Source organism: Pectobacterium polaris, from assembly GCF_002307355.1.
GTDB lineage: Bacteria > Pseudomonadota > Gammaproteobacteria > Enterobacterales > Enterobacteriaceae > Pectobacterium > Pectobacterium polare.
This window is the reverse complement of the sequence record NZ_CP017481.1, coordinates 1,738,759-1,757,065: the sequence shown is the minus strand read 5'-3', so window position 1 is coordinate 1,757,065 and position 18,307 is coordinate 1,738,759. Positions and strand designations below refer to the sequence as shown.

General features: G+C 53.0%; 18 protein-coding genes, 1 tRNA gene and 1 pseudogene. 5 read left to right on the top strand and 15 right to left on the bottom strand.

What is annotated here, in order from left to right:
• Position 1: 1 nt before the first annotated feature.
• Entirely contained in the window at positions 2-847 is an 846-nt protein-coding gene (locus BJJ97_RS07985) for an AraC family transcriptional regulator (RefSeq protein WP_095993590.1), read from the bottom strand.
• Positions 848-1,019: 172 nt separating this feature from the next.
• Here BJJ97_RS07985 and BJJ97_RS07980 point away from each other — a divergent pair.
• Positions 1,020-1,095, top strand: a tRNA-Phe gene (locus BJJ97_RS07980).
• Between the two features lie 247 nt (positions 1,096-1,342).
• Here BJJ97_RS07980 and BJJ97_RS07970 read toward each other — a convergent pair.
• Positions 1,343-1,468: pseudogene (locus tag BJJ97_RS07970) on the bottom strand (helix-turn-helix domain-containing protein); the annotation flags it as partial.
• Between the two features lie 149 nt (positions 1,469-1,617).
• Between BJJ97_RS07970 and BJJ97_RS07965 the strand changes: the two are divergent.
• Entirely contained in the window at positions 1,618-2,400 is a 783-nt protein-coding gene (locus tag BJJ97_RS07965; protein ID WP_095993589.1) for a type IV toxin-antitoxin system AbiEi family antitoxin domain-containing protein, read from the top strand.
• Positions 2,387-3,316, top strand: coding sequence for a nucleotidyl transferase AbiEii/AbiGii toxin family protein (locus tag BJJ97_RS07960; protein ID WP_095993588.1), 930 nt, complete (start codon positions 2,387-2,389; stop codon positions 3,314-3,316). Before BJJ97_RS07965 ends, BJJ97_RS07960 begins: the two co-directional genes overlap by 14 nt.
• Positions 3,317-3,609: 293 nt before the next feature.
• Here BJJ97_RS07960 and BJJ97_RS07955 read toward each other — a convergent pair whose 3' ends face one another.
• Positions 3,610-4,512, bottom strand: coding sequence for a LysR family transcriptional regulator (locus BJJ97_RS07955; RefSeq protein WP_095993587.1), 903 nt, complete (start codon positions 4,510-4,512; stop codon positions 3,610-3,612).
• Positions 4,513-4,640: 128 nt separating this feature from the next.
• Here BJJ97_RS07955 and BJJ97_RS07950 point away from each other — a divergent pair, with 128 nt between their 5' ends.
• The gene (locus BJJ97_RS07950) at positions 4,641-4,904 is read left to right on the top strand and encodes a DUF2798 domain-containing protein (RefSeq protein ID WP_039355139.1); all 264 of its coding nucleotides are present in this window, start codon (positions 4,641-4,643) and stop codon (positions 4,902-4,904) included.
• Between the two features lie 38 nt (positions 4,905-4,942).
• Here BJJ97_RS07950 and phnP read toward each other — a convergent pair whose 3' ends face one another.
• The 12 genes from phnP to aepX form a co-directional block, all read right to left on the bottom strand.
• Entirely contained in the window at positions 4,943-5,728 is a 786-nt protein-coding gene (gene phnP, locus BJJ97_RS07945) for a phosphonate metabolism protein PhnP (RefSeq protein ID WP_193438352.1), read from the bottom strand.
• A gap of 38 nt (positions 5,729-5,766) precedes the next feature.
• On the bottom strand, positions 5,767-6,336 hold the full coding sequence (phnN, locus tag BJJ97_RS07940; protein WP_095993586.1) for a ribose 1,5-bisphosphokinase: 570 nt from the start codon (positions 6,334-6,336) through the stop codon (positions 5,767-5,769).
• 2 nt (positions 6,337-6,338) lie between these two features.
• Complete coding sequence (gene phnM, locus BJJ97_RS07935; protein WP_095993585.1) at positions 6,339-7,475, bottom strand: alpha-D-ribose 1-methylphosphonate 5-triphosphate diphosphatase; 1,137 nt, start codon at positions 7,473-7,475, stop codon at positions 6,339-6,341.
• Complete coding sequence (gene phnL / locus BJJ97_RS07930) at positions 7,465-8,211, bottom strand: phosphonate C-P lyase system protein PhnL (RefSeq protein ID WP_095993584.1); 747 nt, start codon at positions 8,209-8,211, stop codon at positions 7,465-7,467. Before phnL ends, phnM begins: the two co-directional genes overlap by 11 nt.
• 21 nt (positions 8,212-8,232) lie before the next feature.
• The gene (gene phnK, locus BJJ97_RS07925) at positions 8,233-9,021 is read right to left on the bottom strand and encodes a phosphonate C-P lyase system protein PhnK (protein ID WP_095993583.1); all 789 of its coding nucleotides are present in this window, start codon (positions 9,019-9,021) and stop codon (positions 8,233-8,235) included.
• On the bottom strand, positions 9,018-9,815 hold the full coding sequence (locus BJJ97_RS07920; protein WP_233966824.1) for an alpha-D-ribose 1-methylphosphonate 5-phosphate C-P-lyase PhnJ: 798 nt from the start codon (positions 9,813-9,815) through the stop codon (positions 9,018-9,020). The genes phnK and BJJ97_RS07920 overlap by 4 nt, the downstream gene beginning before the upstream one ends.
• Before the next feature lie 107 nt (positions 9,816-9,922).
• A complete protein-coding gene (locus BJJ97_RS07915; protein WP_095701502.1) occupies positions 9,923-11,026 on the bottom strand; it encodes a carbon-phosphorus lyase complex subunit PhnI in 1,104 nt (367 codons plus the stop codon).
• Positions 11,026-11,607: a phosphonate C-P lyase system protein PhnH gene (gene phnH / locus BJJ97_RS07910; protein ID WP_095993581.1), complete on the bottom strand. Its 582-nt coding sequence runs from the start codon at positions 11,605-11,607 to the stop codon at positions 11,026-11,028. Before phnH ends, BJJ97_RS07915 begins: the two co-directional genes overlap by 1 nt.
• Positions 11,608-11,613: 6 nt before the next feature.
• A complete protein-coding gene (gene phnG / locus BJJ97_RS07905; RefSeq protein ID WP_095993580.1) occupies positions 11,614-12,057 on the bottom strand; it encodes a phosphonate C-P lyase system protein PhnG in 444 nt (147 codons plus the stop codon).
• Positions 12,058-12,951: an NAD(P)-dependent oxidoreductase gene (locus BJJ97_RS07900; protein ID WP_095993579.1), complete on the bottom strand. Its 894-nt coding sequence runs from the start codon at positions 12,949-12,951 to the stop codon at positions 12,058-12,060.
• Positions 12,952-13,004: 53 nt separating this feature from the next.
• The gene (gene aepY, locus BJJ97_RS07895) at positions 13,005-14,159 is read right to left on the bottom strand and encodes a phosphonopyruvate decarboxylase (protein WP_095993578.1); all 1,155 of its coding nucleotides are present in this window, start codon (positions 14,157-14,159) and stop codon (positions 13,005-13,007) included.
• Positions 14,160-14,339: 180 nt separating this feature from the next.
• On the bottom strand, positions 14,340-15,272 hold the full coding sequence (gene aepX, locus BJJ97_RS07890; protein WP_095993577.1) for a phosphoenolpyruvate mutase: 933 nt from the start codon (positions 15,270-15,272) through the stop codon (positions 14,340-14,342).
• Between the two features lie 789 nt (positions 15,273-16,061).
• Between aepX and BJJ97_RS07885 the strand changes: the two genes are divergently transcribed.
• The gene (locus BJJ97_RS07885; RefSeq protein WP_095993576.1) at positions 16,062-18,143 is read left to right on the top strand and encodes a DUF4034 domain-containing protein; all 2,082 of its coding nucleotides are present in this window, start codon (positions 16,062-16,064) and stop codon (positions 18,141-18,143) included.
• Positions 18,144-18,307: the final 164 nt, after the last annotated feature.

The window sequence follows — 18,307 nt, the reverse complement described above, 5'->3', positions numbered from 1 at the left end:
GCTATTTTCTGGAAACGTCTGGAAGGTTTGTGCACAACCGACGGTAATGGGAAGGCGAGATCCGATACGCCCGCTGAAACCAACGGCCAAGATGGCTTTGATCGGCGAAACCTAGGGTCGCAGCCACGTCGGCAGGCTGATCGCCGCATGCCAGTAGCTGCCGTGCTTTCGCCAAACGAAGCTGGATAAGCCAAGCGTGCGGAGCAAGATGAAATTCACGTTTAAAGCAACGTGTCAGCGTGAAGCGATCGGTGCCCGTCTCCCGCGCGAGGTCAGACAGACCGATATTTTCGCCCAGATGCGCATAAAGATAGTCGCGGGCGCGATGGGCCACCGCCGTGCTTTGCAGCTGCGAGGGTAACCTTTTTCGCCAGTGACAATGTGCGGTAATCTGCGAGAGCAGGTTATCCATGGCGCTCTGCTGCACAATTTTCATTTCATCGTTGTGAAGCGTGGCGAACGTGTCGCCAATCGAACGAACCAGCAGTGGATCACGCGTGAGTGTTTGCGCAAAATGAAGCGAGTAACTTCCTGGCGTGGAAGCATATAAGCCGTGCAGCGCACTAGTTAGCCACTGCTCATCGAGGTAAAACGTCAGATAGGTAAACCCGCCATCGACCGGCGCGTCACCGTCGTGGATTTCACCCGGCTCCAGCAAAAAGGCATCACCAGGACGACTATGATGCCGTTCACGGCGGCAATGAAACTGCTGCGTACCGGAAAGCGTCACGCCCACGAGGTAGCTGTCGTGCCAGTGTGGATCGTAGGCGTGCCCTTCAAAATGCGCCTTGATCGTTTCAATCCCCGTATCTGCATGCTGACGTAGCTCAAGCCAGTCGTTCGCCATCTCGCTCCCCTCTTTTCGCTATCAGCATTACCCGTTCATAGGCATCAATTCTGGAAGATTTGTGCAAAATCGACGCCTACCCGATCAGATTGCCGTAAAGTTAAGCAGTTGAACAGCTTTTCCCTAAATAGGGTTGACGATAATACGGGATTAAGGTTTAATGCGCCCCGTTGCCCGGATAGCTCAGTCGGTAGAGCAGAGGATTGAAAATCCTCGTGTCCTTGGTTCGATTCCGAGTCCGGGCACCACTAATTCTTAACCCTCGCCTTTGGCGGGGGTTTTTCGTTTCTGGCGTGTGGACTCTCCATCGAACTCCATTCGATTATTCGCCGCAAGCGGCTCACCCTTTCAGGGCCAGCGCGACAAGCGCGCTGTTCAACGCCTCCGGCGTTTGTCCGAGTCCGGGCACCACTAATTTAAAGAAACCAGCCTAACGGCTGGTTTTTTGCTTTTGGGGATTGGGTTCTGAACTGGGTTCGGTTCTCTACGAGCGTGCTATCCCGTCTCCCCTTCCCCATGATTCGGGTTCATACCTTGATAGCGTGACGGCCAGATCTCTTCCGGCTGTTTTCCCAATGCACCAGCAATTAATCTCTCACCTTTCGGCCAATGTCTTGTTAAAAATTAATTACCCCGAGGTTTATATTTTTCAAGATATGTCGATTTAAAATCGACATATTGTTAAATAATTAAACTCAACCTTGTTATGCAGAACGGATGAACCTAAGATGGTTTAATAATTTTCAAAATTGTCTATTCAGAGGCGACATTTGACAAATTATCTAAACTGGCTGATGCAAAACACCCTGCCCGGTCAGGTATTGCTCCAATCATGGCTTACCCGCAACGGCATAGATCGTAAGCTTTCTTACGTCTATGTCCAAAACGGTTGGCTCAGGCGGATCGCTCACGGCGTTTACTGCCGAGCGGGTCGTGAACCGGACTGGGTGGATGCAGTTTACTGCCTGCAAACCCAATGGGAAAAGCCTGTGCGGGTGGCAGGGCTGACCAGCCTTGCGCTACAGGGCTATTCCCATTATACCGAACTGAGCAAGCCTCAAATTTGGCTCACGCTCCCGGCTTACATAAAGCTGCCGGGATGGTTCGCCGCCTTTGAGCCATCCGCCACCTTTGTCGTGCTCTATACATCAGGCCTGTCGGTTGATGTGATGCCATTCATGACAGAACTGAGAATCGGCGATCGGCGACTGACTGGCAGTGTTCCAGAACTTGCCGCATATGAAATCGCCAGCGGTGTTCCCACACAAATATCATTTGAGCATGCCGATGCATTGTTTCAGGGTCTACACCTTCTCAGCCCGCGTAAATTACAGGCACTGCTCTGCGCCAGTCATTCAGTAAAAACCAACCGGGTGATGCTCTACCTTGCCCAGCGTAATGGGCATCCTTATTTTCAGTATCTAGATAAAAGTGGTATAGAAACAGGCGCTGGAAAGCGGCAAATTGTCCCAGGCGGCTGGCTGGAACCGGATTACCAGATCACTGTTCCCAGGGAGTTTAAATCGGAAGGAGTCGAAGATGGATCAGCGTGATATTTATGCCCGACAGGTCAAGCTGTTAATGACCGCCTTGCCGTATGTGGCGAAAGAACCCTGTTTCGCACTGAAAGGCGGCACAGCAATTAATTTATTTGTGCAGGATTTTCCTCGTCTATCGGTAGATATCGATCTGGTTTATCAAACCTTCATAGATCGTGATACCGATCTGGCGGCCATCAATAACGCCTTGATGCGTATTACGGAATCGCTGAACGGCAGGCCGGGGATCACAGCGATCCGGCAGGAGAATAAAGCCGATGAAAAACGCATCATCGTTAACACCGTTGATGCGCAGATAAAGATTGAAGTCAGCCCGGTTTGGCGTGGATTGCTGTTACCTCCAGCAGAAATGCCGGTATGCGAGCAGGTGGAAATGGAATTCGGCTTTACCACCATGAACGTCGTTTCACTGGCAGATCTTTACGGCGGTAAAATCTGCGCCGCGCTCGATCGCCAGCATCCACGCGATCTGTTTGACGTGCTAAATATGCTGGAGAAACCGGGTCTCACACGCGAGATCTTTGATGGCTTTCTTTGTTATCTGGCTGGTCATCCCCGCCCCATCGCTGAACTACTGGCACCAAACTGGGACATTGCACGGATCGCTACACTGTACCAACAGGAATTTTCGGGTATGACGCAGCATGAAACGTCTCTGGAATCACTTTTGTCAGTAACGACTTTACTGCCGCAAGCATTGAAATCCCATTTTACCGCTCAGGATAAACAGTTTTTACTGAGCTATAAGCACAACACCCCTGACTGGTCGCTATATCGCTATCCTGACATTCAACATCTTCCCGCTATTCGTTGGAAACAGCATAATTTATCGGCCTTACATGCTAAAAATCCGGCCAAATTTAGTGCGGCGGTAGGCAAGCTTGAGAAGGTTCTGGAACAGCGCTTTTAGTTCGGGCCCAGAGGAACTAGATTTAGCCGTGATGTTTAATTATCTCAACTGACGTCTGGACGATATCTCAAAAAACAATAAAAAACGTCAGTTAAATCAATGTATTCATCACAATCATTTCAATCCATTATCTCGAAAAACCTATTCCAAAATGTGGATTTTTAGCCCTGTTATGTGTGGAACTACTCCACACATAACGACACTACAGGCCACTAATTCAAAAAAACCAGCCTAGCACTGAGCCTACCTTTAACTGTATTTACGCAGAAAAGCGCTGCGTCTGCGTCTTCGTCTTAAATCTCAGCTTCTAAAAACGCAATAAATGCCCTTACCTTTGAATTCAGTGCCGAACGTTCATTGACACAGGCATAAATATTCATCGGTAAAGACTCTACGCGGTTACCGTTACTGTGGTCTGAACAGAACAAAGGCGTGAGTTGGCCACTGTCTATCAACGGCTGGGCAACAAAGCTTGCCAGACGCGTAACGCCGCCTCCGTTTTCTGCTATTTTTGCAATGATATCAATATCATCACTGATGAATTTGGGGTTGAGCTTCACGTTAACAGGTTGTCCATTAACCATAAATGTCCAGGGAAGAAAACGTCCATCTGTGGGATAGCGGAAAACCAGGCAGGCGTGCTGGCTGAGTTCTTCGGGAGTCTGAGGGGTGCCCGCCCGATCCAGATAAGCCTGAGCCGCACAGAAGATAAATGGCATTGATGCGATTTTTCTGGCAATCAGTTGATCGTTCAGCTGTGCCTCGATGCGGATACTGACGTCAACGCCTTCCAACCGATGGTTGACGTTGCGATCGGTACTAATCAGTTCGATATCAATATCGGGGAAAGACGCTTTGAAAGCAGGCATTAGTGGAGCGATAACGTACCGACCAAACGCGGCAGTCGTCGCGATGCAAAGCGGACCTTGCAGTTTGGTTTCACTCGCAGCAGCCTGCGAGGCGAGCTCGATATCATGTGGAATATGACGTACTTTCTCGAAATAACGTTTACCGTTTTCGGTTAATGTCATGCTACGGGTGGTGCGCGATATCAGGCGCACGCCCAAATGTGTCTCAAGCCGGGAAAGGCTCTGGCTTACCGCCGCCGGACTCATACCTTTAGCTCGTGCCGCCGCGGCGATACTGCCGTTCTCCACCACGCGGATAAAATTGCTAATCAGCCCTAACACATCCATATTATCCCCAACGCTTGATTCGTCACTTTTATTTAATAATGATTAAAGCATAGCTGCTCTACTACCATCCTAGTTAGCTTGATAGGTTAGCAACCGTTTCACTAACCATTGTTAGCCAGGATAACTTGATGACTAATGCTGTTACTAAAAATACCCCGAAATTCCGCTTCCCTAAGCACACTTCACCCTACGTATTTGCTCTTTATATGGCGACCATCATGGCATTTCTGATGTGTCTGGTCATCATTCTGGCCGAATTTGGAATGGGGCCACATTACATGGAGAATGTGATGAATGCCTATCAGGTTGCCATGCCCGCCGCTTTTGTTTGCATACTGATTGTCCGTCCTATTGTTACCCGGTTGGTAGGACTGACTGTTCACGGTCACTGAGTCATTCAATACGTTATTTCGCCGCTCGCCGACGATCCCTACAGCCCCAACACCAGCCCGTCATACGCCGCATGGACGTTCTCAGGTAGCAGCGTTTGCGTTTGGAGCCAGCGATCCAGTTCGTGGCCGATGTGGGTCAGGTACAGTTGTTTGGGGTTCAGTTGGGTGAAGATTTCCAGCGCACGGGTGATGTCATTGTGGTTGCGCGGTGGCGTCGTCTGGGGAGGGTGGCTGCAATCGACCACCGCATAGTCCAGCGTGTACGCGGAGAGAAACTGGGCGGTTTCAGGCGGTAAGCCGATGGTGTCGGTCAGGTAGGCCAGCGTATGCGTCGGCGTCTGGATGAGGTAACCGTAGGTTAATTTGGAGTGGATTAAGGGAACCGGCGTGATGCTTATGCCATCCAGTTCGAAGGGCTGGAAAGGCACCAGAGGCGGCTGAAAATGCAGAATCCCTGGGTGCTTAAAGAGATCGTCGCAGCCCGCTTCATCCGGCGGCCCAAAGACCGGAATGGGATCGCCGTAACCCCAGCGCAGGGGAAATAATCCCTGAACGTGATCCATATGATAGTGGGTCAGCAGAATATGCCGAGTCGGATAGGGAAGCAGATACGGCGCTAGCTCAGGTAATCCGGCATCAATCAGGATGATCCGATCTTGTGTTGTGATTGCCGCACAGCAGGCACGACGCCGTTTTTTTTCATCGCGCTGTGCCTGCTGGCAAACCTCACATTCACAGCCAAAGGCGGGAACCTGCTGTGCGCCGCCGGTTCCCAGAAAGTGAAAAACGCTCCCGTCACTATTTGCTGCCATATTTGCTGCCATCGGTTTTCCCCTGCTCTCCGGTGCGTTTGCCACTCGGCCTATTGTTCGCTGTGTGTCGCACAGGCGCTATCGAACGGCAGCAGCGACCGAAAGGTAGATAAGGTACGTTGCAGATCGCCGTCGTTATTCAGTAAAACACAGTCGTTTGCCAAGCGGCTTTGCTCTTCTTCGGCACGCTGCAAACGCGTGGCAATTTGCTGTTCGCTCTCCCGCCCTCTGGCGCGTAGCCGCTCTCGCAGTGCCGATGCAGAGACGGTCAGGCATATCGGAAACAGCGTGTTGCCATAACGTTCACGCGCCTGAGTCAGGTAAGCCCGCGAGCCATTCACGATGACGTCATTCCCCCGCTGTAGCCAGTCATCAATCTCTATCCCGATGCCATAATGGCACTGATGCGCCTGCCAATGGAGCGCGAAGAGGCCAAGCTGCTGGCGGTTCGTGAACTCCTCCGGGGTCAGCGCAATGTGGTTCTCTCCTTGTATTTCAGCGGGACGAGTAATGTACCGGTGCGCCACCAGCAGGCGTGGCAGCGACAGCTGACGAATCGCCCGCAGCAGGCTGTCTTTGCCTGCGCCGGAAGGGCCCATGAGGTAGATGAGTTTCGTCATGATCAGAATACCCGGACGCCCTGACGCCACACGCGCAGCAGCTTCATTTGCGGAGCGTGCCGTTTGACGAGCAGCAGGTCGGCTCGTCGTCCTTCTTCAATGCAGCCACGATCGTCAAATTGCAGCGCCTGAGCGGGGTTGCGGCTAACCAGCGCCATCGCGCGCGGCAAGTCGTAATCATTGCGCGCATCCTCTGCGATCATGAACGCCGCCTCCAGCAGGCTGGCCGGATAATAGTCCGAAGATAAAATGTGAAGCACGCCAAGCGTCGCCAGATTATGTGCCGATACATTGCCGGAATGCGAACCGCCGCAGATGACATTCGGTGCGCCCATGAGCACGTTCATGCCAACGCCATTTGCCTGCTGCGCTGCGATCTCAGTAGTTGGGAATTCGGCAATAGCGACACGATGCTGATGGGCTTCGCTGATATGTTCCGGCGTCGCATCGTCATGGCTGGCCAGCGTGATTCCTCTGTCGTGACAAAGACGGACAATCGCCTCGCGGTTAGGCTGCGACCAGCGGCGTGAACCCGCCAGTTGCTCCTCCTCAAACGCGGCCATCTGTTCATCATTCAGGTGATACTTGCCTTTGTAATACTGATGATATTTCTCCTGAGAGGAAAATTGCCGCTGCCCCGGAGAGTGATCCATCAATGACGCGAGCGCGACCAGCGAAATATCCGCCAGTTGCTCAAAAAGGGGGAACGTATCCTGATGTGGCAGTTCGCAGCGCAGGTGCAAATGGTGATCCGCCCGATTGGTGCCGTGCTGCTGGCTGTGCAATACCGCATCCGTCATGCGCCGCAGGTTCTCAAGCCGATGCCCGCCATCGCGAACATCTCCCACCGCGACGGCATCCAGCACGGTGGTGATCCCGCTGGCGATAATCAACGCATCGTGATTGCGCATCGCCGCTTCAGCAGGCCAGTTAACGCCGGGGCGCGGCGTGAAACACTTATCGAGGTTATCCGTATGTAGCTCGACAAGCCCCGGCAGGAGCCAGGCCTGTTCGCCATCCAGCGCACCGGGATGACGGCTGGGCCTGTCGCTGATGTGGTGAATCACGCCGTTGCGCACTTCCAGTGAGCCATGAATGATTTCCCGTGAGAGCACCATATTGACGTTATTAATGATCATTTGCGGTCTCCTGAGCGTTGGAAGCGATCGGCAGCGTGTTCATCGACATGGCGTTCACTGACATCGTGTAAAGGCGATCGGCCACCTCCTGACGCACTTCGTCATCGTGAAAGATGCCGACGATGGCACACCCTTTGTCTTTCGCATTGTTAATGAGCTGTGTGACAGCCAGTCGGTTTTTAGCATCCAGCGAGGCTGTCGGTTCGTCTAACAGCAGGATCGGGTAATCGCCAATAAACCCGCGAGCAATGTTGATGCGCTGCTGTTCACCACCGGAAAAGGTGGCGGGCGCGAGCGACCAAAGCCGTTCAGGGACGTTCAGATGCGTCAGCAGCTCACCGGCGCGAATCTCGCTTTCCTGACGAGACATGCCGCGTTCCAGCAACGGCTGGATGACCACGTTCAGCGTGCTAATGCGCGGGATAACGCGCAGAAACTGGCTGACCCAGCCCACGGTTTCACGGCGGATTTCCAGCACATGGCGGGCGTCCGCGTTGACGATATCGACCCAACGTTCGCGATGACGTACCCAAATGTGGCCGCCGTCAGGCTGATAGTTGCCGTACAGGGAACGCAGCAGCGTGGATTTTCCACTTCCTGAATGCCCGTGCAGCGCCACACACTCACCGCCTTTTACGGACAGGCTAACGTCTTGGAAAACCGGCAATTTTGTACCCTGCTGGTTATATAACACGAACGTTTTATCAACGTTCTCGATGCGTAATTGCGTATCCATCAAGCGTCCTTTTGTCTGGATTTACAGAATGGAAGAAACGAGCAACTGGGTGTAAGGGTGGCTCGGATCGTCCAGCACCCTGTCCGTCAGTCCCTGCTCGACAACTCGCCCACGCTGCATCACCAGCAGACGGTGCGACAACAGGCGGGCGACGCCGAGATCGTGCGTCACGATGACGACAGAAAGCTGCATCTCTACAACCAGCGTTCTGAGCAGATCGAGCAGCCGCGCCTGCACCGATACATCTAACCCGCCAGTGGGTTCATCCATAAAGATCAGCCGCGGTGCCGTCACCAAATTGCGTGCGATCTGGAGGCGTTGCTGCATCCCGCCGGAAAACGTGGTCGGCAAATCGTCCAGACGGTTTTCGGGCAGCTCGACGTTTTCCATCCACTGCGCCGCCTTGCTGCGGATGTCGCCATAGTGCCGATTGCCGATAGCCATGAGCCGCTCGCCGATATTGCCGCCCGCAGACACCGTGGGGCGTAATCCCGCCAGCGGATGCTGCCAGACAATCCCCCACTCGGTACGCACCAGCGCGCGCCGCTGCCGTTCGCTGATGTCATAGATCGAGAGCGCCTGCTGCTCGGCGTTGCGGTAGATAACTTCACCTTCCTGCGGTGCCAACCGTGCAGAGATCGCGTTCAACAGCGTGGTCTTCCCTGAACCCGATTCGCCGACAATCCCCAAAACTTCCCCCGGCCACAGCTGAAACGACACGTCGCGGAAGCCTTTTTCCGGCGCATACAGGTGCGTGAGGTGTCGCACATCGAGCAGTGGGCTGTCGGATGCGTGATGTTCTGTCGTCATGACGGTTCTCCTCCCTGGCTTTGGCGCTGCTGGCAATAGTCGGTATCGGAGCAGACGAACATACGTGTGCCGTCATCGTCCATCACCACTTCATCAAGGAAGCTGTCTCGCGCGCCACACAGCTCACACGGCTTGTCCCACTGTTGTATTGTGAAAGGGTGATCGTCGAAATCGAGGCTTTCTACCGAGGTATAGGGCGGAACGGCATAGACCCGCTTCTCACGCCCGGCACCAAAGAGTTGCAGCGCAGGCATCATGTCCATCTTCGGGTTGTCGAATTTCGGGATGGGGGACGGATCCATCACGTAGCGATGATTCACCTTCACCGGATAGGCGTAAGTCGTGGCGATGTGCCCAAAACGCGCGATATCCTCATAGAGCTTCACCTGCATCACGCCGTATTCTTCCAGCGCATGCATTTTGCACGTCTCGGTTTCGCGCGGTTCAATAAAGCGCAGCGGCTCAGGGATCGGCACCTGAAAGATCAGGATCTGATCCTCTTTAAGCGGCGTTTCAGGAATGCGGTGTCGCGTTTGGATCAGCGTCGCTTCACTGGTTTTTTCCGTGGTTGATACCTGTGCCACCTTGCGGAAAAAGGCGCGGATCGACACTGCATTGGTCGTATCGTCGGATCCCTGATCGATCACTTTGAGCGTATCATCCGGCCCAATAATGCTGGCGGTAATTTGAATGCCGCCGGTGCCCCAGCCGTAAGGCATGGGCATTTCCCGGCTGCCAAACGGCACCTGATGCCCAGGGATGGCGATCGCTTTCAGGATCGCACGTCGTATCATGCCCTTCGTGCTTTCATCCAGATAGGCATAGTTGTATTCCGTATCTGAACCGCTACATTCCGTTTCTGGCTGGCTGTCTTTCTGGCGGAAGATCGTTGTCTGGCCCATTACGCGTTACTCCTTGGCACAGACGCGAGGTATTCCTCACGTAGTCGTTTTAATAGCTCCAGCTCTGACTGGAAATCGACGTAATGCGGCAATTTGAGATGCGAGACAAACCCCGCCGCCTCCACATTGTCAGCATGAGAAAGAACAAATTCCTCATCCTGAGCCGGGCCGCGAATTTCCTCTTGATAATCGGCGGCCTGAAGGGCGCGATCGGCTAACGCCACCGTGATAGCCTTGCGCTCCGAGCGGCCAAATGCCAGCCCATAGCCACGGGTAAAGTGCGGCGCGTCATTATCGGGTTTCACAAAGCCGTTCACGGTTTCGCATTCGGTCAGCAAGATCTCACCAATATCGATGGCAAAGCCGACCTCTTCGGCGACGATGCTCACCGTGATATAGCCCGTGCGGATCTCTCCGACAAACGGATGGTTGCGGCCATAGCCGCGCTGGGTTGAATACCCAAGCGAGAGAAGAAACCCCTCGTCACCGCGAAACAGCTGCTGGAGACGCGATGCCCGCGTGCCGGGGTAGCTCGGTGGATCCATCGTGATATCTGGCGGATCGCGATCGTCACTCCTGTCTCGTTCAGGCGCGAAGCCCTGCTGCGAAAGGAACTGAAACGCGTGAGGAATGTGTTCACGCATCGCGTCATCCTCATCAACGGCGTCAGGCTGCGGTGCGACAGGATCCTCACCGTTGGCCAGCAGAGAGAAATCCAGCAGGCGATGGGTATAGTCATAGGTCGGGCCGAGTAGCTGCCCGCCCGGTAAATCTTTGAAAATGGCCGACACACGGCGTTCAAGACGCATATCCGGCGTATTAAGCGGCTGACTAATTCCCCAGCGTGGCAGCGTGGAACGGTAGGCTCGTAAGAGAAAGATACTCTCCACCAGATCGCCGCTGGCCTGTTTAATGGCGAGCGCAGCGAGTTGGCGGTCGTAAATATTGCCTTCGGTCATGACGCGATCGACGGCTAAATTAAGCTGCTGTTCTATTTGTGAACAGTCTAATTCTGGTACATCCGTGCACCCGCGGCGGCGGCAGGCTTGTAGCTGGTGGGCGGCCTCAATGGCCTTTTCCCCACCTTTGACGGCAACGTACATTAGCATTCCTCCACGTGGGTACTTCTGGGGATCGCAAAGAGCTTTTTCCCAGACGTAAAGAGAAAATCCAGTCCTGTCGGGAAGGCATGGGGGCGGTTGCACAGGTAGTCCCTGACGCTAACGGGCAGACGGGGGGAGATAATGCGATGTGTCTTGATACCCGGCCCGGTCAGTTTCAGGCAAGGCCCGTCATGCATCCCTTCCACTTCGACAATAACGGTGGTGGATTTTTCTGGTTCGACTTCGCTGCCGCAGGAGAGCGCCATCAGGTCATAAGAAAAACGGTTTCCGCTCAGCAGCACAAAGTCAGCATCGTCGAGCGTCGTGGCGATCGGCACGTTCGTATGCAGGCAAAGCGTGCGCAGCAGCAGCGGGTTACCGATTTTGGGATCGATAAACAGCGGCGTGGTGTGGCTGGTCAGCGTAAGCAGCGTGGCCGCCGTGGCGGACGACATCGATTCCAGACCGGAAACATTCGGAACCGTGACCAGAGAACCCGGCTCGCTCATGGCCTTCACGATTTTGCGAAAGCAGAGCTGTGTGCCAAATACGGGGTGGGCGAAGCCCGTCATCGTTGTCATGACAAATCATTCCCCCCTGACCAAAGTAAAGAAATTCACTCGGCTGGCCGCGACGTCATGCTGTTGCTGTTCACGACGCGCACGCTGCTGGTCTGCTAACGGTGTGATGATGCGCTCCCATATTTCATGGAAATAGGATCGGGTTTGCAGGAGTGCATCGATCCAGGCGCACAGCTCGGCATGCGGCTTGTTTCTGCCCGCTATATAGCTGTAGCCGCACGTTCCATCTTCCAGTTGCACCGCCGCGCGCGTCACCGTCATGTCACCCACAATAAAGCGCGGCCCATCGACCTCCATTCTCCCTTGCAGCTGGATCAAACCGATCTGCGTCGGGCGTAAGAGCTGGTAGTCCGTTGGAAAATGCAGCGTGTCCCAGTGCGCTTCCAGCGCGGCAGGATCGCTGTGAGCGAGAATCGACATCCAGCGTTGTCGCTGTGTTAGCTCTGACATCTAGTCCCTCCCCGCTGGCAACGTCCGTGAGAGGTAAGAAAAGCAGGCCGTTTGATCCTGAGGCTCGGCCGAGAGATCCGCCGTGTTTTGATAGCACTGCCGCGCCGTATCGAAGAATTCGCTTTGAATCGTCGAGCGCTGGAAAAGCGTCTGTGCCAGATCGAGATCTTTCAGGCGAATGGATAACGGGACAGACACGGCTTCACGCGGGTTCAGATAGCGATCCAGCATCACTTCCATGTAGGTCGAGCGTCCGCGCCCCAACGTCAACGCGTTTGCCAGCACCTCCGGGGCGATGTCGTGGGCTTCCGCCAGCAATAGTGCTTCCGCCGCCACCAGCAGATGCACCGCCTCACAATAGTTATTAATCACCTTCATGGTCTGTGCGCAGTGGTTACTCGCCATCAGCACGTAGTGATCCGACAGGCTGGTGATGACGTCGTTAACCGCGCTGGCAACGTCATCCTCACAAGGCCCGACCCAGGCAGCAAGCTTGCCCTGCCGCGCGCCCTCTGGCCCGCCCGACACCGGACATTCCACATAATGCGCGCCGTGCTGGTGAAAAAAGGCCTCCATACAGCGGCTCTCTTCCGGCCCTATCGTGCTGATATTGAGTAACACAGGACGATAGCGGGTCAGCTTCTGTATGACCTCTTCAGACTGAAAAACGTCACGTATCGCCTCCGCATCCTTCAGGCAGATGAGCACAATTTGTTTTTCCTGCGTGAACAGCTGGTGCAGTTCGGGGACAGCTTGAGCACCTTCGGCAGCAATCTCGTTCGCTTTGCGGTGAGTCCGGTTGAACACGCTAAGCGAAAAATGCCGCTGTAATAGTCTGAGCGAGATCGCTTTTCCTAATACACCAACACCAACTAAAGAAACAGAATGAGTCATATCGGCAATCCTTGTCGCTAAGGGGTGGGCAATACTCAGGGTATTGCCACTCATCAAGAGGTCTGAGGGAGCGTATTAAGAAACTGCATAAATGCATCGCGGTTTTGCGCGGGCGAGGTCGCTGGCCGCCCCAGATCGCTGCGATGACCCACGCGGCATTGCACCTCAATGAATTGACTATGTTGCGCCTGCAACGCCTGTTGCAGCGCAGCCTGTAAGGCCTCTTCTGTCTCGGCGTAGTACGTTGCGCCATAGCCGCTGGCGGCAGCGATAGGTGCCAGCGGTAAGCGAGACGCCGCCGTGGGCTGTCCTCCTACGGAGTCATGGGCACCGTTGTTGATAACGATATGTATCAGGTTGCTTGCCTGGGCGGTGTTCGTCAGCCCGCCCATGTGCATCAGCAATGCCCCATCGCCATCCAGACACACGACTTTCCGCTGCGGCTGCGCATCACACAGGCCCAGTGCGATCTGGCTGGCAAGGCCCATTCCACCGACGGTCAAAAAATCTCGCTGATGTCCTTCCCCGCGCTGTTCGCGCAGTTCATAGAGTTCACGGGACAACATGCCCGTGGTGCTGACGATAGGGAGATGAGATGGCAGTACGTTCAGGCAGGCCGCGACGATGGCTTCTCGCCGCATCAGCGTCGTCTCAGCCGTTGGGTTGACGGGGGCTTCTGGCGAGGAAAAGGTATTTTTTCTCACCACCAGCGCCACAGGCCGGTGTTCGTCATGCGCACGCTGGAGCAACGCCTGAATATCATCCCACGGCGGCCTGTTATGGCTATCCAGCACGATATACGGAATATCCAGCACATTGAGCTGAGGCAATGTGACTCGCCCCTGCATGACATGCTGCGGCTCATCGTGCAGTTGCTTACCGCTCTCATCGACTTCGCCACGCCAGCCAATAATGAGTAACAGCGGAATGCCATAAACATCCGGCGTAGCTAGAGAGCAGAGGGGATTGATCGCATTGCCCAATCCCGAGTTTTGCATATAGACCACGGGCAGCGTTCGCGTCGACAGATAATGCCCCATCGCCATGCCCACCGCGCAACCTTCATTACTCGCGATACGGTGTGCAAGCCCGCTATTATTACTTCCAATCGCCAGACAAAATGCTTTTAATAATGAATCAGGGACGCCACTGAAGAAATGCACGCCACGTTGAACAAGAAATTCGATAAGCTTATTCGGGTCAATCACAATAAACCTCCCCTTCGCATCACGCTGTATTTAATAGCGATGATAACGCCTTGGATTTTTCATTATGTGGTGCGGATAATTAGGGGCAATATAATGGCTTTCTCTTAAAAACAGAAATAAGCCTACAGCGCTAAATAATAGCGTTATAAAATAATTATACTGACACCCTAATATAGCGCGTTATCGCGTACCGGGTATAAGATCCAGAATGTCTTTTATCGACATGCATTTATCCTCAACTTCCAACGTTCGACCATGCTTGAGGATTTCTGGCAGAATGGATTTCATGGCAGGATAAGCCGCACGTAACATATGGTTGGCGTAAATAACGATATTGAATCCACCATCAATCAGCTGATCGAAAGTAATATCGTTAAAACTGGTTGGAACACAAACTAACGGTAAATGGGGGTAGCTATCGCGGAATTGTCTGGCGAACGTTAAAATTTCAGAAGGGTTCTTATGCCGACTGTGGATCATAATGCCATCAGCACCGGCATCAGCATAATGCAAGGCACGGTTTAGCGCATCCTCCATACCGACGTCCAGAATCAGGCTCTCAATACGCGCGATCAGCATAAACTCAGGTGTCAGCTGTGCCTTTTTGGCCGTCGTAATTTTTTCGCAAAAATCCTCTATAGAAGCCTGCGTTTGCTTTACATCGTTACCAAATAAAGAGTTCTTCTTCAGGCCCGTTTTATCTTCGATAATCATGGCGGAAATACCCAGATTTTCGGCAGCCCGGATGCGGTGGGCCAAATGCTCCGTTTGTCCGCCAGTATCGCCGTCAAAAATTAATGGCCGAGTGGTGACATCAAATATTTCCGTAATGGCATGGAAACGATGGCTGATATCCACCAGTTCGGTATCGGGTTTCCCCCGCAGAGTCGAATCCGTGAGTGAACTCGACCAAAACGCATCAAATTGATAATGAATATCGCCATCTTCATAAGCGGCTTGTTCTATTAATAAAGCAGAAAGCGGACTGTGAGCCTCCATCACACGAATGCCTTTTTGCTGCTGTAATAATTCACGGAGCGCACTGCGGCGTGAACCCGGCGTGCACCCCTTATAGGAATCCGTTGGGGTATGATTAGATAAAATGATAGACATGGTTATCTCCTATGTACCATAGAGTTGGGGGTATACTTTCCCTAGTAAACCAAGTGCAACAATCAAAAGACCACACGCTATATTTATTTCAATTAAATAGACCAACAGCTCGATTCTATTCGTTGAAGACAACTCTTCAATAGGGGTGAAAATTTTTTGTTTATTTTTTAATTTCGCCTACCTTATTGAAATAGCATCAATTTTAAACGAGAAGAAAACATTAGAAACAGGACGTTAATTACAATACACATCGTTATTCATGTTAAAAAACTAAAAAAATAGTTATTTTTGGTTATTTAATTCGATAAATATCTACTACGCAATGAGGAAGTACAGAGAGGAAATACGATTGGGATGGATATTCACTACTGAGAGTATAATTAGAAGATAAATTATTAGCATAGAAATTCGATAATATTGATAGACTATCATGGTTTTATGACAATTTTATTTATGCCTCATCAATGTGGAAGTATTGAATACCAAAGTATGGCGTTAGCGCGGCAGTTTAAAAATTTTGCCATTTGTCCACCCAGAGTCGACTTTCAGGCAACGATCTAAACCAGCAACGTCCTGCCGTCTCCGCTTCCCCCGCCCTCATTCACACATTTTTAAACGGTTATTTACATTTATGTAAATATCGATGTCTGAAAACCGGTTTGTTGGTATAACTGTAATCATTATCAAGTAGATACAACACAGTCACCCCCGAAATCCTGCCTGCACATGTTGCTGATGAAGCACCGTGTGCTGGCATTATGACTCAACAACAGGCTAAGAATTTACGCTATGACATTAATTTCTGAATCACTCACCGCATTGGTGAAGCGCCGCGCGCAGCTGCGCGAGATGTTCGCGACGCATCAATTCGATGCACTTGATACCCTGCTGGAACAAGAACATCAGGTTTGGCTGGACGGCCCGAACCTGCCTTATACCTATCTCTGGCACATCAATTCGCTCTTTGACCCAGCGGTATCTGATGCCGATACCCTGCCGCACTTGCAGGCATGGGTTGCCGCACGCCCTGAGAGCTATCACGCCACTTATCTGACAGGGCAATATTGGGAGAACGCCGCTGCGCGGATTCGTACCTCAAGTGGCGGAGAATATGTCGAAAACGATCGCTGGATGGGAGCGGAACTGGCTCGCGATCTGGGCGTCGCGGCATACCTGCGCGCCAGTGCTTTACATCAGCGGCCTGCTCTGACCTTTTCACGCCTGTTTCGTTTGACCTGCTATTTAGGGGAACCACAGTGGCTCGGCGTCTTACTACAAGGTGGTGAGCCACTGACCTACGCACAGCGTCAGGCGCAGATTGAGCCCGAGCTGTGGGAAGCGGGTCTACAGCACCTGCGTAATGAAGGTGCACAAGAACTTGTTGAGCTTCCTGTTGCTCTGCCCGCTTCACTGCCGGCAAGAGAGGAACACGAATGGGAAGAGCCTATGCACTACTGGCTGCGTGCCACCTTAGCCGTTCGTCCACAGGACGTAGAAGTGCGCAAAGAGTGCGTTTACTTCCTGTACCCACGCTGGGGCGGCAGCCATGAGGTCATGACACAATTTATTGATGGGCCACTGTGTGAAGCACTGACAGAGCAGGAACGTAACAGCCTGCGTGTGACGCAGTGTTGGGACTACCTTGGCTATGCTGGACTTATTCCAGACATGGGCGATACCGAAAGCATCACGTACTGTCGGGAAACATTCGACTGGCTGCTTAGTCTGGAACTCTTTCCAGAAACCCGCGCGCGTGTTTTACGCCAGTACGCCTGGTTCCTCAGCCACTATGCACGCATTGAGGATGAAAACGGCATTCGCTGGAATATCGCGGATATGCAACGGGCCTACGATCTGATGGTGGAAGCGTGGCAGGTTGATCCGCCAGAATCCGATCCCGAAAGCGATGCCTTCAGCACGTTAATCAGCTGTCTGGATTTTGCCCACATCGAAGATACTTTTGGCCTAATGCCGAAATGGCTGGAGCGCAGCCAATACTGGGGCGATACACACTATGAAACCACCATTGCGGCGCTCGCCAGTAAATTTGGTTTCTACGGTATCTCAAAAGGCCAATTTGATAGCGATGCGCTGCTTGCCCGTTGCCGCGTAATGAAATCAGATACGAACTTTGGTCAAGCGGCCACAAACCTGTTCGAGTTCGTTTCTGAAGAAGCGGGCGTATTCCTGCTGCACGAAGCCGCCAACTGGGGCGAAGCTTCCTCAATGGCCGCGCTGTCGGATCTCTATTCCGGTCATCTTTCCCGCCGTAACGGCCGCGATCCTTCACCTTACGAAGATCAGGAAAAATCAAGCTACTGGCAGGAACGGGCAGCGGATGCAGGCAACGAGATTTGCCAGTACAACATTGCCTATTGCCTGACCAGAGATAATGAAACGCTGTCGCCAGAGCAATACCAGCGCGTGCGCGAACTGATGTTCAGCGTACTGCGTCACCCGAATGTGGGGAAAACGGTGTGGACGCGAGCAGCCAGAGAACTCAGCACGCTGCTGCTGTTTAGCAACATTGCGGAAGATCAGACTGTCTGTGTGGATGTCGTCCTGCCCGAATTATGGAACGACGATGATGATGATAACCGCGACTATGCGGCAGGTTATTACTCGTATGCTTTCCGTAACGGCGCGGGCGTCGCCCAGAATAGCTATCTGGCCAAAGTGTGGATCGACCGCGCGTTGGAAATCAGCCCTGATAGCCAGTACAACCACGATCGTGCGAACGAAATCTATCAACGCAGCGGCATGCTGGGCGGCGTTCGCGCCAAAATGGGCTTTAGCCGCGATAAAGCGCAAATGGATGCGCGTGGACGTGCGATCACGTTTGGCGATGACGCCGATCAGGATCACCAGTAAGCTTCACCCCGCTCATCGTGCTGTCTCCTAGTCACATTTATGTGAACGCGGAGACAGTTTCGTGCGCAACAATACCGTCATTTTCATGCTACCTCGTAGCACGCGCCCGACACAGGGCGGCTCAGCGCCGTCGCCCTGTGAACCCTGGCTTTTGGCTAAATTAT

What these genes read in the sequence shown, in the direction of transcription:
- phnL (WP_095993584.1), bottom strand. Translation starts at nt 8,211, where the DNA reads ATGGATACGCAATTACGCATCGAGAACGTTGATAAAACGTTCGTGTTA.
- BJJ97_RS07950 (WP_039355139.1), top strand. Translation starts at nt 4,641, where the DNA reads ATGACTAATGCTGTTACTAAAAATACCCCGAAATTCCGCTTCCCTAAG.
- BJJ97_RS07955 (WP_095993587.1), bottom strand. Translation starts at nt 4,512, where the DNA reads ATGGATGTGTTAGGGCTGATTAGCAATTTTATCCGCGTGGTGGAGAAC.
- aepX (WP_095993577.1), bottom strand. Translation starts at nt 15,272, where the DNA reads ATGTCTATCATTTTATCTAATCATACCCCAACGGATTCCTATAAGGGG.
- BJJ97_RS07915 (WP_095701502.1), bottom strand. Translation starts at nt 11,026, where the DNA reads ATGTACGTTGCCGTCAAAGGTGGGGAAAAGGCCATTGAGGCCGCCCAC.
- BJJ97_RS07900 (WP_095993579.1), bottom strand. Translation starts at nt 12,951, where the DNA reads ATGACTCATTCTGTTTCTTTAGTTGGTGTTGGTGTATTAGGAAAAGCG.
- phnN (WP_095993586.1), bottom strand. Translation starts at nt 6,336, where the DNA reads ATGACGAAACTCATCTACCTCATGGGCCCTTCCGGCGCAGGCAAAGAC.
- BJJ97_RS07985 (WP_095993590.1), bottom strand. Translation starts at nt 847, where the DNA reads ATGGCGAACGACTGGCTTGAGCTACGTCAGCATGCAGATACGGGGATT.
- phnP (WP_193438352.1), bottom strand. Translation starts at nt 5,728, where the DNA reads ATGGCAGCAAATATGGCAGCAAATAGTGACGGGAGCGTTTTTCACTTT.
- phnK (WP_095993583.1), bottom strand. Translation starts at nt 9,021, where the DNA reads ATGACGACAGAACATCACGCATCCGACAGCCCACTGCTCGATGTGCGA.
- BJJ97_RS07960 (WP_095993588.1), top strand. Translation starts at nt 2,387, where the DNA reads ATGGATCAGCGTGATATTTATGCCCGACAGGTCAAGCTGTTAATGACC.
- BJJ97_RS07885 (WP_095993576.1), top strand. Translation starts at nt 16,062, where the DNA reads ATGACATTAATTTCTGAATCACTCACCGCATTGGTGAAGCGCCGCGCG.
- phnG (WP_095993580.1), bottom strand. Translation starts at nt 12,057, where the DNA reads ATGTCAGAGCTAACACAGCGACAACGCTGGATGTCGATTCTCGCTCAC.
- phnH (WP_095993581.1), bottom strand. Translation starts at nt 11,607, where the DNA reads ATGACAACGATGACGGGCTTCGCCCACCCCGTATTTGGCACACAGCTC.
- phnM (WP_095993585.1), bottom strand. Translation starts at nt 7,475, where the DNA reads ATGATCATTAATAACGTCAATATGGTGCTCTCACGGGAAATCATTCAT.
- BJJ97_RS07920 (WP_233966824.1), bottom strand. Translation starts at nt 9,815, where the DNA reads ATGATACGACGTGCGATCCTGAAAGCGATCGCCATCCCTGGGCATCAG.